Origin of the sequence: Curtobacterium sp. 320 (assembly GCF_031455235.1) — a bacterium.
GTDB lineage: Bacteria > Actinomycetota > Actinomycetes > Actinomycetales > Microbacteriaceae > Curtobacterium.
The window spans coordinates 1-15,911 of the sequence record NZ_JAVDSI010000020.1 but is presented as its reverse complement, the minus strand read 5'-3'; the positions used below and the strand labels follow the sequence as shown (position 1 = coordinate 15,911).

Genomic DNA, 15,911 nt, shown 5'->3' with positions numbered 1-15,911 from the left:
ATATCGCCTCGAAGGTGAACGGCGTGTCGCGGGCGGGGGTCAGAGCGTGCGCTCGAGGTCGTCCACGAGTGCACGGCCGGCCGACCAGGCACCGAGACCACTGGCGACGTTCACGTGGCCGAGTGCGCCGACCCGGACGGCTCCGGCACCGAGGACGTCCGCGAACGCCAGGGCCCGGTCGAGCGTGCAGTACGGGTCGTCGTCGCTGACCACCAGACGCGTCGGGACCGCAGGGGCCGCCTGGGCCACCGGCTCGACGAACCCGGCCGCTGCGGCGGGGAACCCCGGCGCGAGGGGGTCCGGCGGCGCCACGAGGAAGGCACCCGCGACCTCGGCGTGTCCGCGCTGCCCGAGCCACGCGGCGACGGCGAGGACGCCCAGGCTGTGCGCGATGAGCACCGGCGGTTCGTCGACGGCGGCCACGGCGCTGGTGATCGCGCGGGACCAGTCGTCCGGGTCGGGCTCGCTCCACGACGCCGGTGCGATCCGGACGACCGCGCCCGGGTCGTCGGCCGACCGGTCGTCCTGCCACAGCGACTGCCAGTGGTCGGGGTCGGAGTTCCAGATCCCGGGGACGATCACCCACGGTCGAGGTCTGCGCACCCTCGAAGCGTAGTGGGGGTCCGATCAGCCGTGCAGCGAGTCGCGCGGGTACTCGCCGAACCGGGCGGCGTACGCCCCCGAGAACCGTCCGAGGTGGGCGAAGCCCCACCGCACGGCGATCGCGGCGACCGTGACGTCACCCGGCGACGAGCGGCGGAGTTCCTCGCGGACGCGGTCGAGTCGGATGCCGCGCAGCATCGCGTTGGGCGCCGTACCGACCTGCCGCTGGAACGCCTGCTGGAGCCCGCGCACGCTGAGCCCGACGTGCTCGGCCACGTCGGTCGTGCTGATCGGTGTGTGGGCGAACGCGTGCATGTACTCGACGGCCTCGCGGACCCGGCCGGTGGCGCCCTGCGGCAGGGTGATGTCCGGCGCGAGCACGGTGTGCGGGAAGGTGCGGAGGAGCGCGAGGGCGGTGTCCCGGGCGGTCTCCGCGAGAACCAACCGTGACACCGGTGCCTCACCGAGCACGGTCTCGGCGGCCCGGCGGACCTGGGCGTTCCACCCGCGGAGGTCCTCGCGCCGCGGCGGCTGGGTGTGGTCGAACACGAGCGGGGCCGGCTGCGTGCCGTGCTCCTCGGCCGCCACGCCCTCGAGGAACGTGCGATCGAACTGCACGAGGCTCTGCCGGACGTCCTGCAGGTCGAAGGCGAACGGTCGACCGGTCGGGAACATCATCGGCGTGCCGGGCGTGAAGGCGACCTCCTGCCGCCCGACGTCGACGGTGCCCCCACCGTCGGCGAGCCACATCACGACGTACTCGTCACCGGACTCGAGCTCGCCCTGCATCCGGGCGTCGAACCGGGTGGAGCGGAAGGACATCGTCTCGTCACCGGTGACCCGGAAGCGGTAGCTGAACGGGCGTTCCGTGCGCTCCGCCTGGAAGCCCACGCTCTCGTACGCGTCCTCGTACATCTGGATCGCCGCCTCGAGGTCGGCCCCGGACGTCTCGAAGCTGATCCTGGGGTCGGGCTCGACGTTCATCGACTGGATCGTGACACGGCGGCACGGAACCCACGGGATGTATGCGCACGCATTGCGGATACCGGCCCACGGGCTGCGCGAAGCGGACGAACCGTTCCGTCAGACACGAGCGCCTCTCAGTGGCGCCCGCGCCGGACGGTCCACAGGTTCCGGTCCGCGACCCGTTCGTAGCGCAGGTCGTCGACCACCATCTGGACGAGCGCCAGCCCTCGCCCGCTCTCGGCCAGCGCGTCGGGGAGCTGCGCGGCGGACGGGTCGACCGGCACCGGCACACCGTCGTCGGTCAGCTGCGCCTCGACCGCGTCGGAACCGACGTCGAGGTGGAGCGAGCACGAGACGCCGCGACCGGCCGCGCCGTGCTCGATCACGTTCGAGGTGAGTTCGACCAGCGCGAGCTCGAGGGCCATCCGGTCCTCGGCCGAGACGGTGGGCTCGGTGTCCCACACCGTCGCGAGGAACGTGTGCACCGCCGTGACGTCGTCCGGCGGGCACGCCAGGTCAAGGCTGTGCCCACCCACGGCGGCGTTCATGCCCAGTCGGTCACCGCGGCGTCCCCGTCCGGGTACGTGCGGAGGATCTTGTCCATGTTGGAGAGCTTCAGCACCATCTCGACCTGGTCGGACGGCGCCGCGATGCGGAGGTCTCCGCCGGCCTGTCGCGCGGCCTTGAGCGACCCGACGAGCGCGCCGAGACCGGAGGAGTCCATGAACTCCACCCCGGACAACTCGACGACCACGCGGGGTCGCCCGTCGCCGACGACCTTCGCGACGGTCTCGCGGAACGTCGGGGCCGACACCATGTTGAGTCGGCCGCTGCACTCGAGCACGGCGGCGCCGGCGTCCGCTTCGTGTACGACGATGTCCATGTCGGTGCCTCCTGGGATCGGTGCGGGGTGCACCCTGCAACCTACCGGGTCCGGGTCACGAACCCGTCGAGGCGCGTCCGGTCCGTCGCGTCGCCAGCAGCTGCACGACCACGGCGGCCGCCATGAGCACCGCCATCACCGACCCCATCGCGACGGCCGTCCCGCCGAGCGCTCCCGCGAGCGGCGTGCCGAGGCCGCCGAGCCCGAACGTCAGCCCGCCCTGCAGTGCCGCGGCGGTCCCCGGGTGCGCGGCACCGACGTGCTGCGTGCGGGTCATCGCCGCCGGCAGGACGAACCCCCACGCCGCGGTCACGACGGCGAGCGAGACCCAGACCGGCACCGCGCCGGCCCCGAGCAGCGCGGACACGAGGACGCCCGTCGCGCCGAGGGTCCCGAGCGCCAGGCCGAACGACAGCAGCGCGTCCTCCGAGAACCGACCGACCACGCGGCGGAACACGAGCGTCGTGACGATCATCATCGAGGCGTTCGTGGCGAACACGAGGGTGTACATCCCCTCGGAGAACCCGAAACCGGTCTGGAACACGAACGAGCTCGTGGCGATGTACGCGAAGAAGCCGATGGTCGAGAGCACCCCGGTCAGCACGTACGCACGGAACCTCGGGATGCCCATGAGCTCGCGGATGCGTCCCCAGTTCGCACCGAGGCCCACCCCGCCGCGGAACGCCCGCGGCAGGGTCTCGTGGAACCGGACGACCACGGCGACGAAGAACGCCGCACCGAGCACCGCGAGGACGACGAACATGAGTCGCCAGGTGCCGATCGTCAGCACCGCTCCCCCGGCCAGCGGGGCGACGACGGGGCCGATCGCGTTGATCGCCGCGAGGGTCCCGAACACCTTCGCCATCCGTGGCCCGTCGACCACGTCCGAGACCATCGCCCGCCCGGCGACCGCCCCGGCAGCACCCGCCAGCCCCTGGAACACCCGCGCCACGACGAGCGTCACGACGTCCGGCGCGAGCGCGCACCCGACGGAGGCGACGGCGAAGACCGCCGTGCCGACGAGCATCAGCGGACGCCGCCCGATGCCGTCGCTCACCGGTCCGGCGAGCAGCTGCCCGACGGCGAACGCGACGAGGAACGCCGTCAGGGACAGCTGCACGGCACCGGGCGTCGTGCCGAGGTCGTGCGCGATCGCCGGCAGGGCCGGGATGTACATGTCGGTCGCGAACGGCGAGACGCCGACGATCAGGGCGAGCGGCAGGATCGGTGGGAGGGCGGTCGTCCGGCTGGTCGGTCCTGTGCGCTCCGTCGTCACGTCGGCCACGCTACGCGCCCCCGAATCGATTCGACAAGGGCGGTGGTGTCGCGCTGCCGACACCGAGACGGCCAGGAGGCGGGCCCCACCAGCCGGTACCGGCGCACCGCGCCAGCGGGACGACGGCCGTGCCTGGAGGGACGGTGCCAGCTGGCACCGCGCCTCCTGGGCCCGAGGCGGTCGCGTCGACGACCGACGGCCGGTCCGCGTGGATCAGCCCGTGTTCTGCAGGCCGGCCGCGATGCCGTTCACGGTGAGGAGGAGCAGCCGGTGGTCACCGTCCGTCGGGTCCGTGCTGCCCGAGGTGCGGATCGCGCGGAGCGCCCGGAGCTGCAGGTGCGAGAGCGCGTCGACGTACGGGCTGCGGAGCCGCACGGCGCGTGCGAGGACGGGACGGTCCTCGAGGACGTCGCTCCCGCCCGAGACGCGCAGCACCCACTCGCGCGTGCGGAGCATCTCGTCGAGGACCTTCGCGGCGAGGTCGTCGCGGTCCGCGAGCTCGAGGTACCGGCGTGCGATGTGCTCGTCGGTCTTCGCGAGCGACATCTCGACGTTCTTGATCATCGCGCCGAAGAGGGGCCACTCGGCGTACGCGGTGCGGAGGAGCTCCACGTCGCCGACGGCCTCGAGCGCGGAACCGAGGCCGTACCACCCGGCGAGGTTGATGCGCGCCTGCGTCCACGAGAACACCCACGGGATCGCCCGGAGGTCCTCGAGCGACTCGACGCTCAGACCGCGGCGGGCCGGACGGGAGCCGAGCGGGAGCAGACCGATCTCCTCCATCGGGGTCACGCGCGCGAACCACGGCGCGAAGCCGTCCGCCTTCACGAGGCCGTAGAACGCCTCGCGCGAGACGTCGTCGAGCTGCTGCGCGAGGTCGGCGAAGCGCGTGGCGGCGACGGCCGTGCGGTCCTCGTTCGACGGCGAGGACGCGAACAGCGTGGCCGAGGCCATCTGCTCGAGGTGCCGCGCGGCGATGTCCTTGTCGCCGTACTGGGCGAAGATGACCTCGCCCTGCTCGGTGAGCTTGAGGCGTCCGTCGATGGAACCGCGGGGCTGCGCCAGGACGGCCTCGTTCGCCGGGCCACCACCGCGGCCGAGCGAGCCGCCGCGGCCGTGGAACAGCGTGAGCTCGACGTCGTTGTGCTTCGCCCAGTCGGCGATCCGGGCCTGTGCGTCGTAGAGCGCGAGGTTCGCCGACACCGGACCGACGTCCTTCGAGGAGTCGGAGTAGCCGAGCATGACCTCGAGGCGGCGACCGGTCGCTGCGAGGCGACGCTGGAACGGCTCGGTGCGGACGGCCTCGTCGAGGATGTCGACACTGGCGTGCAGGTCCGCGAAGGTCTCGAACAGCGGGATGACGTCGAGCACCGGGGCGGCCTCGGGTGACCCGAGTGCGGCGACCGCGAGCTCGTGGACGTTCGCGAGGTCGGCTGCCGACTGCGTGAACGACACGATGTAACGACTGGCGGCGCGGACGCCGTACCGGGCCTGCAGCGCGGCGATCGTGCGGAAGACGGCGAGGACCTCTTCCGTGGTCTCGCTCAGCTCTCCACCGGCGCGGATCTCGGCGAGGGCGTTCCGGTGCACCTGCGAGTGCTGCCGGACCTCGAGCTCGGCGAGGTGGAACCCGAAGGTCTCGACCTGCCAGACGAGGTTCTGCAGCTCGCCGTTCGCGGGACGGGTGGCCCCGGCCGCGACGAGCGAGGTCTGGATGGTGCGGAGGTCGGCCAGGAGCGCGTCCGGCCCGGGGTAGGCGAGCTCGGCCTCGCCCCGGCGTGTGGCGTCGATGCGGGCGGCGACGAACAGCAGCGCTCGACGGTGCGTCTCGTTCGGTGCACGGACCCCGATGCGCTCGGCGATTCCGGGGTCGAGGGACTCCTGCGCGGCGACGAGCGCGGTGAGACCAGCGTCCGCCGGGGTCTCGCTCGCGTCGAGGGTCAGGGTGCTGCCGATGCGGGTGGCGGCACGGGAGAGCCCGAGCAGGATGTGCTCGGCCGCGATCTCCGCCGCCTGGCGGGTGACGTCCGCGGTCACGTGCGGGTTGCCGTCGCGGTCGCCGCCGATCCAGGTGCCGAAGCGCACGAAGGCCGGTGCGGTGACCGGCACGCGGCCGGCGTCGTCGCCGAGCAGCCGGTCGTCGAGCAGGCGGTAGACCTGCGGGACGATCTCGAACAGCGTCTGGTCGAACACGCTCATCGCCGTGCGGACCTCGTCGAGCGGGGTCGGGCGGGTCGTGCGGAGCGGCGAGGTGCGCAGGAGGGTCGTGATCTCCTCGAGCAGCCGGCGCTCGTTCTCGGCGAGCCCCGTGGCGTTCGTCGTCCGGTCGCGCTCGTCGATGAGGTCGGTGATGCGCCGCACGGCCGTGGTCACCGCGCGTCGGCGGGCCTCGGTCGGGTGCGCCGTGAGGACCGGGTGGAACCGGAGTTCGCGCAGCCGGGCCGCAGCGGCCTCGTCGCCGACCTGCTCGACGAGCGAGGCGTAGGTCGCCGGGAAGGAGTCCCCCGCGAGTCCGCCGTCGTCGCCGCGGTGCCGGAGCACGCGGACGCGGTGGTGCTCCTCGGCGAGGTTCGTGAGGTGGAAGTACGTGGTGAACGCCTGGGCCACGGCCTCGGCCCGCTCCGCGGACAGGTCCGCGACGATGGCCTCGGCACGCGCGGCGCCCTCGGCCTCGCCGCCCTCGTACGCGTCGATGACCGCGGCACGGAGGCTCTCCACGTCGTGCAGGAGGTCCTCGCCGCCGGTCTCCCGCAGGACGCGTCCGAGCAGCTTGCCGAGGTACCGCACGTCGGAGCGCAGGTCGCTGTCGACCGCGCCACTGACGTCGTCCCGCGCGCGTCCGTGGCGCGTCTGACCGTCGATCGTCATGTGGTCCTCTCCGGGTCTCGGCCGGGAAGGTCGTCCCGGTATCCCAGCAGCGTATCGGCCCGTCGGGACCGGTGACGACAACCGTCCGGACGGACCGCGGCGGGCGGGTGCGCGGCCTCGCCCGTTCCCATCGCACCCGGACGGACCACGGCGAGCGTTCGTAGAATCCGGCCAGGGATGCTCCGCATCCGTGGGTGGAGGGACGCCATGGACGAGACGGTCGGGCCGGCAGACCACGAACCCGCCACGGGGCGGGCGCAGGACGACGTGAGGACGGGATCCGCGCCTCCTGGCCCGCCGGCCGACGCGGCGGTCCGGAAGCCGCCCGTCGAGCGCTGGGTCTTCTGGCCGGCCGCGGGGATCGTGCTCGCGTTCGTCGCCGTCGCGCTCGCCGCGCCGCGTGCCACCGAGGACGTCTTCTCGGCCGTCCAGGGGTGGATCGTGCGGGACTTCGGCTGGTACTACGTGATCGCCGCGGCCGCCTTCGTCGTCTTCGCGATCTGGATCGGGTTCAGCCGGTTCGGCGACATCGTGCTCGGCCAGGACGACGAGGCGCCGGAGTTCTCGACGCTCTCGTGGCTCTCGCTGCTGTTCGCCGCCGGCATGGGCATCGGGCTCGTGTTCTACGGAGTCGCCGAGCCGCTCAGTCACTTCGCCGCACCACGGCCGGGGGTGACGGGCGACGACGACGCCCTCGCGCAGCAGGCGCTCACGCAGACGTTCCTGCACTGGGGCCTGCACGCGTGGGCGATCTACGTCGTGGTCGGGCTCGCCCTGGCGTACGCGATCCACCGGCGGTCGCGCCCGGTGTCGATCCGCTGGGCGCTCGAGCCGCTGCTGGGCAAGCGCGTGGTGGGCGGGTGGGGCAACCTCATCGACGTCCTCGCGCTGATCGGCACGCTGTTCGGCGTCGCGACGTCGCTCGGGCTCGGCGTGCTCCAGATCGGGTCGGGGCTCGAGTACACCGGCGCGGCGGAGAACACCCGGGGCCTGCAGATCGGGTTGATCGTCGTCGTCACGCTGATCGCCGTCGGGTCGCTGCTGAGCGGTGTCGGCAAGGGCATGAAGATCCTGTCGAACATCAACCTCGTGCTGGCGGCCGTGCTGCTCGTCTTCGTCCTCTTCGTCGGGCCGACGCAGTTCCTGCTCGGCGAGTTCGTGCAGTCGATCGGGCAGTACGTGCAGGGGTTCGTCGGGCTGGCGTTCGACACGAGCGCCTTCGCGGGTCAGGCCGGGCAGGAGTGGCAGGGCGCGTGGACGACGTTCTACTGGGGCTGGTGGATGTCGTGGGCGCCGTTCGTCGGCATCTTCATCGCGCGGATCTCCCGCGGACGGACCGTCCGGCAGTTCGTGCTCGGCGTGCTGTTCGTCCCGACGCTGCTGACCTTCCTCTGGTTCGCGATCATGGGCGGCACCGCGCTGTACGACCAGCTGCACGGCACCGGCGACCTCGTCGGGGCGGACGGCAGCGTGTCCGTCGAGCAGGTCCTGTTCCAGCTGCTCGGCGGGATGCCCGCCGGATCGGTGCTCGTGATCGGGGCGATCATCCTGATCGGGGTGTTCTTCGTGACCTCGGCGGACTCGGGTGCGCTCGTGATGGGCATGATCGCGACCGGCGGGCAGATCGAGCCGAAGAACTGGATCCGGGTGTTCTTCGCCGGGGTCACGGCCCTCGTCGCGGTGGCGCTCCTGCTCGCGGGCGGGCTGAACGCGCTGAAGACCGCGGCGATCACGACGGCGCTCCCGTTCAGCGTGGTGATGGTGCTGATGTGCTGGTCGACGGTGATCGCCTTCACGCGGGAGCGTCGGGCGTACGCGCGGGCGGAGCGTCGGGCGCTGATGGCGGACCTCGCGGACTTCTACCAGCAGGAGGTCGTCGAACCCGCGGAGCGCGCGCCGAAGACCGGCCCGATCCAGAAGCTCGCGCGCCGCATGCGGCACTGAGGCGGGGGGCGGGCGGTGGGGGTGGCGGGCGGCGCCGGCGAGGGAGCGCCGGGATCGCGGCGCGTGGCGGAAGCACCCCTGCGAAGCGACGCGCTCCGCGATCCCGGCGGGTCTGGTGGGCGGCACGTGGCCGCTCGGGTCAACCCGGCTCGGTCACGCGATCACGGCCACGTCGTCGCCCGCGCCGTGCGGCCCGTCGTCGTCGGACCACGCCCCGGGACGTCCGAGCACCGGCCCCCGCGTCGCGTCGAGCCCCGCGAGCAGCCCGCTGTCGAGCCGGTGCGCCAGCTCGACCTCGGCGATCACGCGTTCGCGTTCCTCGGCCGACCACGGAGCCGCATCGAGCTGCGCCCGGTAGGTCTGCTCGAACGCGCTCGGGTCGGCGACCTGGTCGAAGATGTAGAACAGGACGCCGTTCGTCTCGAAGCCGAACTGCTCCGCGAGCAGCCGTCCGATGAGTCGCCCCCCGGACAGGTCGCCGAGGGACCGCGTGTAGTGGTGGGCGACGAACCCGCCGGGCCACGTCGCCGCGACCTCGTTCAGTCGTCGGACGTACGCGGTGGTCTCGGGCAGCGGGCACACGAGCTCGGACCAGTCCGGACCGATGAGGTACTCGAGGTCCGCCCGGATCGCCGGCATCCGCGTCAACTGCGACGTGACGAAGGGGGCAGCCACGGGGTGGTCCGCCATCCGCTCGGCCGCGCGCTCGAGGGCGTCGTACACGAACGCGTACTGTCCGAGCAGGGCCGCGTACTCGCCGACGTCGCACCGCCCGGCGAGCAGGTCCTGCATGAACCCGTCGCCACCCGACGACCCCTGCGAGCGACGCGTGCGCCGACGCAGCAGCTCGGAGAACGGGATGACGGCGTCCATGGAGGTAAGGCTAACCTTACTGAGCGGCACGTCAAGCACAGCGCACCCAGAAGTCGAGAGAGGAAGCTCGCACCGATGAGCTCGAAACCCAAACGCCCCCAGCACGTCTTCGTCGTCGACCGCACGGAGCGTCTCTCGCCGCACATGGTCCGCGTCCACCTCGGCGGTCCCGCCTTCGACGAGTTCGTCGCGGCGGCGGACCCGGAGCGGCTCGCCACCACGGACAAGTACGTCAAGCTCCTGCTCGCGAAGCCGTCGCTCGGGCTCACGCCGCCGTACGACCTCGAGTCGCTGCGCGAGTCGCTCCCGAAGCAGGACCGGCCGGCGCGCCGCACCTACACCGTGCGCGCCGTCGACCACGAGGCGAAGGCCATCGCCGTCGACTTCGTCGTGCACGGCGACGACGGCCTCGCGGGTCCCTGGGCGGCCTCGGCGCAGCCCGGCGACCTCCTCGCCCTCTCGGGTCCCGGCGGCGGGTACACCCCGTCCACCGACCCCGCCGTCACCCACGTGCTGCTCGGCGACGACAGCGCGCTCCCCGCGATCTCCGCCGCCCTCGAGGGCATGGCCGACACCGCCACGGGCGTCGCCCTCGTCGAGGTGGCGGGTCCGGCCGACGAGCAGGACGTCGCGCACCCGGCCGGGGTCGACCTGCGGTGGCTGCACCGCGACGCCACCGGCGCCGAGCCGGGCACGCTGCTGCTGGAGGCGGCTCGCTCGCTGGAGCGCGCCTCCAGGCCGGTGCAGGTGTTCGCGCACGGCGAGCGGACCGCGATGAAGGCGATCCGTCGACTGCTGCAGGACGACTGGGGACTCGAGAAGTCCGAGATGTCGCTGTCCGCGTACTGGGCGCTCGGGCGCGCCGAGGACCGGTTCCAGGAGGAGAAGCGCGAACCGATCGGCGTCATCTTCACCGAGTAGCGCCGGCCTGGAGGCGCGGCTGGCGTCGGTGGGTCGGGCTAGCGTTCCCGGCATGGTCGCCCTCTCGTCGTGCTGCGCGCCCGGTTGCGACGCCGGTGCGGTCGCCGGGTCGGCCGTGCCCGCGGTGCCGCTGTGCGCCGGACACGTCGCCCTCGTGGTCGACGCCGCCGCCGAGCACGTCGGCGTCGAGGACGTGCTGCCCGGCCCGTGCCCGGTGTGCGGGTCGCGGGTCGGCGTGCGCTTCCCGTCCGGTGCGGTGTGTGCGACGTGCGAGTGGCGCTGGGGTGACGTGCCGGACGGGGACCTCGCTCCCCCGCGGGTCGACGTCGTGTACTACCTGCGGATGCGGGACGACTTCGGCGACCGGATCAAGATCGGGACGACGGCGAACCCGCGGCAGCGGCTCGCGGCGATCCCGCACCAGGACCTCCTCGGGTTCGAGCGCGGCGACCGGGCCCTCGAGCGGCGGCGGCACGCGCAGTTCGCCGGGTCGCGGTACCCCGGTACGGAGTGGTTCCGGGTGACGCCGGAGTTGCTCGAGCACGTCGCGGTCGTGGCCGCGGGCGTGAGCGACCCGTGGGAGCTGCACGCCCGGTGGCGGAGCGAGGCGCTGGCGCTGCGCGGGTGACGCGCGGCGCGGTGGCCGCGGCCGGCGGCGGGCGCCCGTGCGCGTCGAACCACGAAAGCGACGTCGCACCAGCCATCGCGGCCGGTTCGACGTCGTTTCCGTGGTTCGACACGGCGCCGCCGGCGGCGCGCCGGTGCTGCGCACAACGCAAAGCACGTCGAACCGCGGGGAACCGCGGTTCGGGCGCACTTCGGTTGTGCGGCGCCGACGCCCGGGCGCCCGCAGATCAGCGCGCGTACGCGTCGACGAAGAGGGCGCCGCGGACCTCGCGCAGCGTGTCGGCCAGGCGGGCGATCGTCCGGCCTGAGATCCCGGAGACCTCGAGGTCGTACGGCCCCAGCGCCTGCAGCCGCCCGGTCCGGATGCGGACGACCTCCCACCCGACACCGCGCACGGCACGGTCCTTCCGGCGGTCCGTCTCCTGCCGGGGTCCGACGTGCTCGAGACCGTGACGTCCGGTGGAGTCGTACTCGATCGCGACGCGGAGCTCCGGCAGGATGATGTCCGGCCAGACCTCGACGTGGTCGAAGAACGGTCGGTCGAGGCGGATCGCGGAGTGGTCGAACGTGAAGGCGAACCGCTCGGCGAGGGCGGCCCGGAGCTCGGCCTCGACCGCGGAGGCCGTCGCCGGGGCGCACACGCTCGTGAACGACTCCCCCGAGGGCAGCCGCGGCGTCTTCGGGCAGATCGACCGCGGGACGGCCGGAGGCCGGGGCCGGCGGGGTGCACCGGGTTCCGGGCGACGAGGACGGGACCGCGTCGACGCCACAGCACCGGCCGGGGTCCCTCGAGCCGGAGCCGCGGGCAGGGTCTGCCGACCGGTGACCCGCACGGCCCGCTGCGGGACCGGCACCGCGGCCGGCCAGTCGGAGGGCAGCACGGGCCAGCGCTGCGGCTGGGCCTGGACGGCGCACTCGGGGCACCACACCGACCGGCGTCGTTCCCGACCCGGACGGGAGCGCTGCTCACCAGGGGTCGCGACGAAGACGTGCCCGACGTCGCACTCCCATGTCAGCAGGACCTCGGCAGCTGGTGGCACCTGGCTGAGGACGACGCCGTGGTTCCACTCCGGGTGGTACTGCCGGACGAGCACCGGGTACGAGGACCACTCGGCACGGAACTCCCCCACGGCGTACGGAACCGCCACGCCGCGCGACCACTGTCGGCGGCGCCACCACGCGTCGACGGGTTCGGCCACGCTGTCACACTAGGCAGCACCACCGACAACCGCGACGGCGAGGGGGCTCAGTCCGCGAGGGCGTTCCGCACGTAGCCGACGAGGGCGTTCGCGTGCCCGTGTCCCATGCCGTGCTCGGTCTTGAGCCAGGCGACGACCTCCATGTGCTTCTGGCCGTCGAGCCGGTCCGCGACGAGGTCCAGCCACTCCTGCACGGGGCACCCGTAGGTCTTCTCGATGCTCGGGAAGTACGACGCCGGCCCCTTCGGCTTGCTGCCGTCGGCCGGGGGCTCCGGTGCGGTCACGCGGTGTGCGGTCATGGGGGTCACGATAGCCGCCGTCCCGCGTCACAGAGCGTCATCCGATCCCCGCGTGTGACGCCGGGTTCCCTCCCGTGCCGATGTGTTTCGCGCGGCGTTGTCGCGCCTCGGCGCACCTCCTACGGTCGCGACATGACCCAGACCACCGACACGGAGCGCCCGACCGGAAGCCCCGCCGGAACTCCGACCGGAAGCCTGACCGACGCGACCATCGACGCCGCCGGCCGCGCCGCGCTCGACCGCCCCGTCGTCCCGCTGCGCCACCCGCTGCGCTGGATCGCCGCGGCGGTCGTCCTCGTGGTCCTCCTGAACTTCGTCGAGACGCTCTTCACCAACGAGCAGTGGGGCTGGCCGGCGGTCGGCAAGTGGCTGTTCAGCCCGGCGATCCTGACCGGCCTGCAGCTCACCCTCGTCGCGACGGCACTGAGCGCGGTGATCAGCTTCGCCGGCGGCATCGTCGTGGCGATCGGTCGGCTCTCGCGCAACCCGGTGCTGTCCGGGCTCGCCTGGGGCTACGTGTGGCTGTTCCGTTCGGTGCCGCTCATCCTGGTGCTCGTCTTCCTCTACAACCTCGGGTCGCTGTACCCGACCATCGGCATCGGCGTCCCGTTCGGACCGCAGTTCGAGGTCCCGACCGCGAACGTCCTCAGCGACCTGGCGATCGGCGTCATCGGGCTGAGCCTCAGCGAGATCGCCTACGCGTCCGAGATCGTCCGCGCCGGTGTGCTCGCCGTCGACCACGGCCAGCACGAGGCCGCGCAGGCCCTCGGGCTCCCCCGCCGCCGCCAGTTCGTGCGGGTGATCCTGCCGCAGGCGCTCCGCTCGATCGTGCCGGCCTTCGTCAACCAGATCGTCGGCCTGCTCAAGGCGTCCTCGCTGCTGTTCTACGTGTCGCTCCTCGACCTGTTCGGCGTGGTGCAGAACCTGTCGAGCACGTACCCGACGGACATCATCCCGCTGCTCGTCGTCGCGACGATCTGGTACCTCGCCCTCACGAGTGCGGTGTCGATCGTCCAGTACTACGTCGAGCGATGGACGGCGCGCGGCTCGGTCCGCGCCCTCCCGCCGACGCCGTTCCAGCGGCTCCGGTCCGCGGTGCGCCGCGGTGCCGGGCGCGGCCGGGGAGGCCCAGGAGGCGCGGATCGCCCCTCCTCGTCGGCACGCGCTGCACAGGTGCTCGCCGCCAACCGCGTGGTCGCGTCCGGCCAGAACGACGGGAAGGCCATCTGATGAGCGCCACCATCGGCATCCACGGCGCCGTGAAGGCGTTCGGCGAGAACGTCGTCATCGACGGGGTCGACCTGTCGCTGCCGTCCGGGAGCGTCACCGTGATCCTCGGCCCGTCCGGGTCCGGCAAGTCCACGCTGCTGCGGGCGATCAACCACCTCGAACCCCTCGACCGCGGTGTCGTCACCGTCGGCGGCGAGACCATCGGCGTCCGGGTGCGGACCGGCCGCGACGGGGTCCCGCGTTACAAGGAGCTGCCCGAGCGCCTGATCCTGCGGCAGCGCTCCCGGATCGGGTTCGTGTTCCAGCACTTCAACCTGTTCCCGCACCTCACCGCGCTCGAGAACGTGGCCGAGGGCCCGGTCGCCGCCGGTGTCCCCGCCGCCACCGCGAGGGCCCGGGCCCAGACGCTGCTCGAACGCGTCGGCCTCGGCGACCGCGGTGCCACCCGCCCGCGCCAGCTCTCCGGCGGGCAGCAGCAGCGCGTGGCGATCGCCCGGGCGCTGGCGCTCGAGCCCTCGGTGGTCCTGCTGGACGAACCGACTTCGGCGCTCGACCCGGAACTGGTCGGCGAGGTGCTCGGCGTGATCGCGGACCTCGCCGAGTCCGGTACGACGCTCGTCATCGTCACGCACGAGGTCGCCTTCGCCCGCGAGGTCGCCGACCACGTCGTCTTCCTCGACCACGGCCGCATCGTCGAGCAGGGCCCGCCCGCACAGCTCATCGACGATCCGCAGCACCCCCGCACGCGCGACTTCCTGTCCCGCGTCCGCTGAACTCCCCACCCGTTCCGACCCGACCCGACCCCTGGAGAACCATGTCCGCGATCACCCCCTCCCGCTGGCGGCACCGCGCCGGCGCCCTCGTCCTCGCCGCCGGCGTCGTCGTCGCCCTCGCCGGCTGCGCCGCCAACGCCAGCGCCGGCACCGGCTCGGACGACGGCACCGTCACGATCGGCGCCGCCTCGAACGGCGCCGCGACCGAGACGAAGGTCTCCGTGCAGGAGGACTCGAAGCTCCACGACGAGCTCCCCGCCGACGTCAAGCAGTCCGGCAAGCTCGTCATCGGCATCGGGGCCCTGCCGTCCGGGTACCCGCCCCTCGCCTTCACCGGCGACGACCAGAAGACGCTGACCGGCTCCGAGCCCGACCTCGGCCGTCTCGTCGCGGCGAAGCTCGGCCTCGAGCCCCAGGTGAAGAACGCCACGTGGGACAACCTGTTCGTCGGCATCGACGGCGGGTCGGTCGACGTCGGCCTGTCGAACATCACCGTGACGGAGCAGCGCAAGGAGAAGTACGACTTCGCCTCGTACCGCCAGGACAACCTCGCGCTGCAGGTGAAGGAGGGTAGCTCCCTGCGGTTCGACGGTGATCCGTCCGTGCTCGCCGGCAAGACGATCGCCACCGACTCCGGCACGAACCAGGAGAAGATCCTGCTCGGGTGGAAGGCCGACCTCGCGGAGCAGGGCAAGACCATCACGGTGAAGTACTACCCGGACGCGAACGCGAAGCTCCTCGCCGTGCAGTCCGGCAAGGTCGACGGCTACCTCGGCCCGAACCCGACGATCGCCTACCAGAACAAGCAGAACGCGGGGACGGCGAAGGCGACGACGACCGCGGGCACGTACTCGGGTGCCGGCGCTGACCTGCAGGGGCTCATCGCGGCGACCACCAAGAAGGGCGACGGGCTCGCGAAGCCGGTCCAGGAGGCCATCAACGAGCTCATCGACGACGGCACGTACGCCAAGTGGCTCACGGCCTACAACCTGTCGAACGAGGCTGTGAAGCAGTCCGAGCTCAATCCGGAGGGCCTGCCGCTCGACGCCAGCTGATCCGGCACGCGCTGTCCGACACCCCCGTGGCCGATCTGGCCGCGGGGGTGTCGTCGCGCGTGCCCTCGGGGCGCGGTGCGGTGCGGTGCGATGCCGTGCCGTGCCGTGCCGTGCGACAAGGTCGACGTCGTACGACAGCAGTCACGTCGCTCGTTGCGCACGCGGGCATCCGCGGACGCACGACAGCGACACGGTCGACGTCGTACGACAACGACGATGTCGCGTCGGGCCGAGTCGGCAACCGACCAGCCGTGCGCGTGACGCGCGCACACGACGGACGGGAGGCGCGGGGCCAGCTGGCCCCCCGCCACCCCGCCCGCCGCCCGCCCCCCCGGAGCGCCCCAGCACCCCGCCCCCCGCCCCCCCACCCGCGTCGTCCCCCCCCGCCCGCGCG

Annotated in this window: 15 protein-coding genes; 6 read left to right on the top strand and 9 right to left on the bottom strand. The window is 72.7% G+C overall.

Translation table 11 applies throughout. From position 1 onward, the window contains the following. Positions 1 to 39: 39 nt before the first annotated feature. From J2X60_RS17795 to J2X60_RS17770, 6 genes are all read right to left on the bottom strand, one after another. Complete coding sequence (locus tag J2X60_RS17795; protein ID WP_309889411.1) at positions 40 to 603, bottom strand: alpha/beta hydrolase; 564 nt, start codon at positions 601 to 603, stop codon at positions 40 to 42. Between the two features lie 24 nt (positions 604 to 627). After that, positions 628 to 1,587, bottom strand: coding sequence for an AraC family transcriptional regulator (locus J2X60_RS17790; RefSeq protein WP_309889409.1), 960 nt, complete (start codon positions 1,585 to 1,587; stop codon positions 628 to 630). A 116-nt stretch (positions 1,588 to 1,703) separates the two neighbouring features. Beyond that, positions 1,704 to 2,117 (bottom strand): ATP-binding protein, encoded by a 414-nt coding sequence (locus J2X60_RS17785; RefSeq protein WP_309779430.1) that lies wholly within the window; start codon positions 2,115 to 2,117, stop codon positions 1,704 to 1,706. Further along, the gene (locus J2X60_RS17780) at positions 2,114 to 2,452 is read right to left on the bottom strand and encodes an STAS domain-containing protein (RefSeq protein WP_070418772.1); all 339 of its coding nucleotides are present in this window, start codon (positions 2,450 to 2,452) and stop codon (positions 2,114 to 2,116) included. The genes J2X60_RS17785 and J2X60_RS17780 overlap by 4 nt, the downstream gene beginning before the upstream one ends. Positions 2,453 to 2,507: 55 nt before the next feature. Continuing rightward, positions 2,508 to 3,728, bottom strand: coding sequence for a multidrug effflux MFS transporter (locus tag J2X60_RS17775; protein ID WP_309889407.1), 1,221 nt, complete (start codon positions 3,726 to 3,728; stop codon positions 2,508 to 2,510). 213 nt (positions 3,729 to 3,941) lie between these two features. Further along, positions 3,942 to 6,596 carry a phosphoenolpyruvate carboxylase gene (locus tag J2X60_RS17770; RefSeq protein ID WP_309889405.1) on the bottom strand — a complete coding sequence of 885 codons (2,655 nt, stop codon included), beginning with the start codon at positions 6,594 to 6,596 and terminating at the stop codon, positions 3,942 to 3,944. A gap of 207 nt (positions 6,597 to 6,803) precedes the next feature. Between J2X60_RS17770 and J2X60_RS17765 the strand changes: the two genes are divergently transcribed. After that, positions 6,804 to 8,540 (top strand): BCCT family transporter, encoded by a 1,737-nt coding sequence (locus tag J2X60_RS17765; RefSeq protein WP_309889403.1) that lies wholly within the window; start codon positions 6,804 to 6,806, stop codon positions 8,538 to 8,540. A gap of 153 nt (positions 8,541 to 8,693) precedes the next feature. Here the strand turns inward: J2X60_RS17765 and J2X60_RS17760 are convergent, their stop codons facing one another. Beyond that, on the bottom strand, positions 8,694 to 9,413 hold the full coding sequence (locus J2X60_RS17760) for a biliverdin-producing heme oxygenase (protein ID WP_309889401.1): 720 nt from the start codon (positions 9,411 to 9,413) through the stop codon (positions 8,694 to 8,696). 75 nt (positions 9,414 to 9,488) lie between these two features. On the opposite strand from J2X60_RS17760, the gene J2X60_RS17755 reads away from it, so the two are divergent. Further along, positions 9,489 to 10,334 (top strand): siderophore-interacting protein, encoded by an 846-nt coding sequence (locus tag J2X60_RS17755; protein ID WP_309889399.1) that lies wholly within the window; start codon positions 9,489 to 9,491, stop codon positions 10,332 to 10,334. Between the two features lie 52 nt (positions 10,335 to 10,386). Then, positions 10,387 to 10,962: a GIY-YIG nuclease family protein gene (locus J2X60_RS17750; RefSeq protein WP_309889397.1), complete on the top strand. Its 576-nt coding sequence runs from the start codon at positions 10,387 to 10,389 to the stop codon at positions 10,960 to 10,962. A 226-nt stretch (positions 10,963 to 11,188) separates the two neighbouring features. Here the strand turns inward: J2X60_RS17750 and J2X60_RS17745 are convergent, their stop codons facing one another. Together J2X60_RS17745 and J2X60_RS17740 are read right to left on the bottom strand one after the other, a co-directional pair. Further along, complete coding sequence (locus tag J2X60_RS17745; RefSeq protein WP_309889395.1) at positions 11,189 to 12,160, bottom strand: hypothetical protein; 972 nt, start codon at positions 12,158 to 12,160, stop codon at positions 11,189 to 11,191. A 47-nt stretch (positions 12,161 to 12,207) separates the two neighbouring features. Then, positions 12,208 to 12,459, bottom strand: coding sequence for a DUF4287 domain-containing protein (locus J2X60_RS17740; RefSeq protein WP_309889393.1), 252 nt, complete (start codon positions 12,457 to 12,459; stop codon positions 12,208 to 12,210). Positions 12,460 to 12,591: 132 nt separating this feature from the next. On the opposite strand from J2X60_RS17740, the gene J2X60_RS17735 reads away from it, so the two are divergent. Genes J2X60_RS17735 through J2X60_RS17725 form a run of 3 tightly spaced genes read left to right on the top strand, consistent with a single transcriptional unit; the run spans position 12,592 to position 15,517 of the window. Then, entirely contained in the window at positions 12,592 to 13,689 is a 1,098-nt protein-coding gene (locus J2X60_RS17735) for an amino acid ABC transporter permease (RefSeq protein ID WP_309889391.1), read from the top strand. Further along, a complete protein-coding gene (locus J2X60_RS17730; protein WP_309889389.1) occupies positions 13,689 to 14,462 on the top strand; it encodes an amino acid ABC transporter ATP-binding protein in 774 nt (257 codons plus the stop codon). The genes J2X60_RS17735 and J2X60_RS17730 overlap by 1 nt, the downstream gene beginning before the upstream one ends. A 41-nt stretch (positions 14,463 to 14,503) precedes the next feature. Further along, the gene (locus J2X60_RS17725) at positions 14,504 to 15,517 is read left to right on the top strand and encodes a transporter substrate-binding domain-containing protein (protein WP_309889387.1); all 1,014 of its coding nucleotides are present in this window, start codon (positions 14,504 to 14,506) and stop codon (positions 15,515 to 15,517) included. Positions 15,518 to 15,911: the final 394 nt, after the last annotated feature.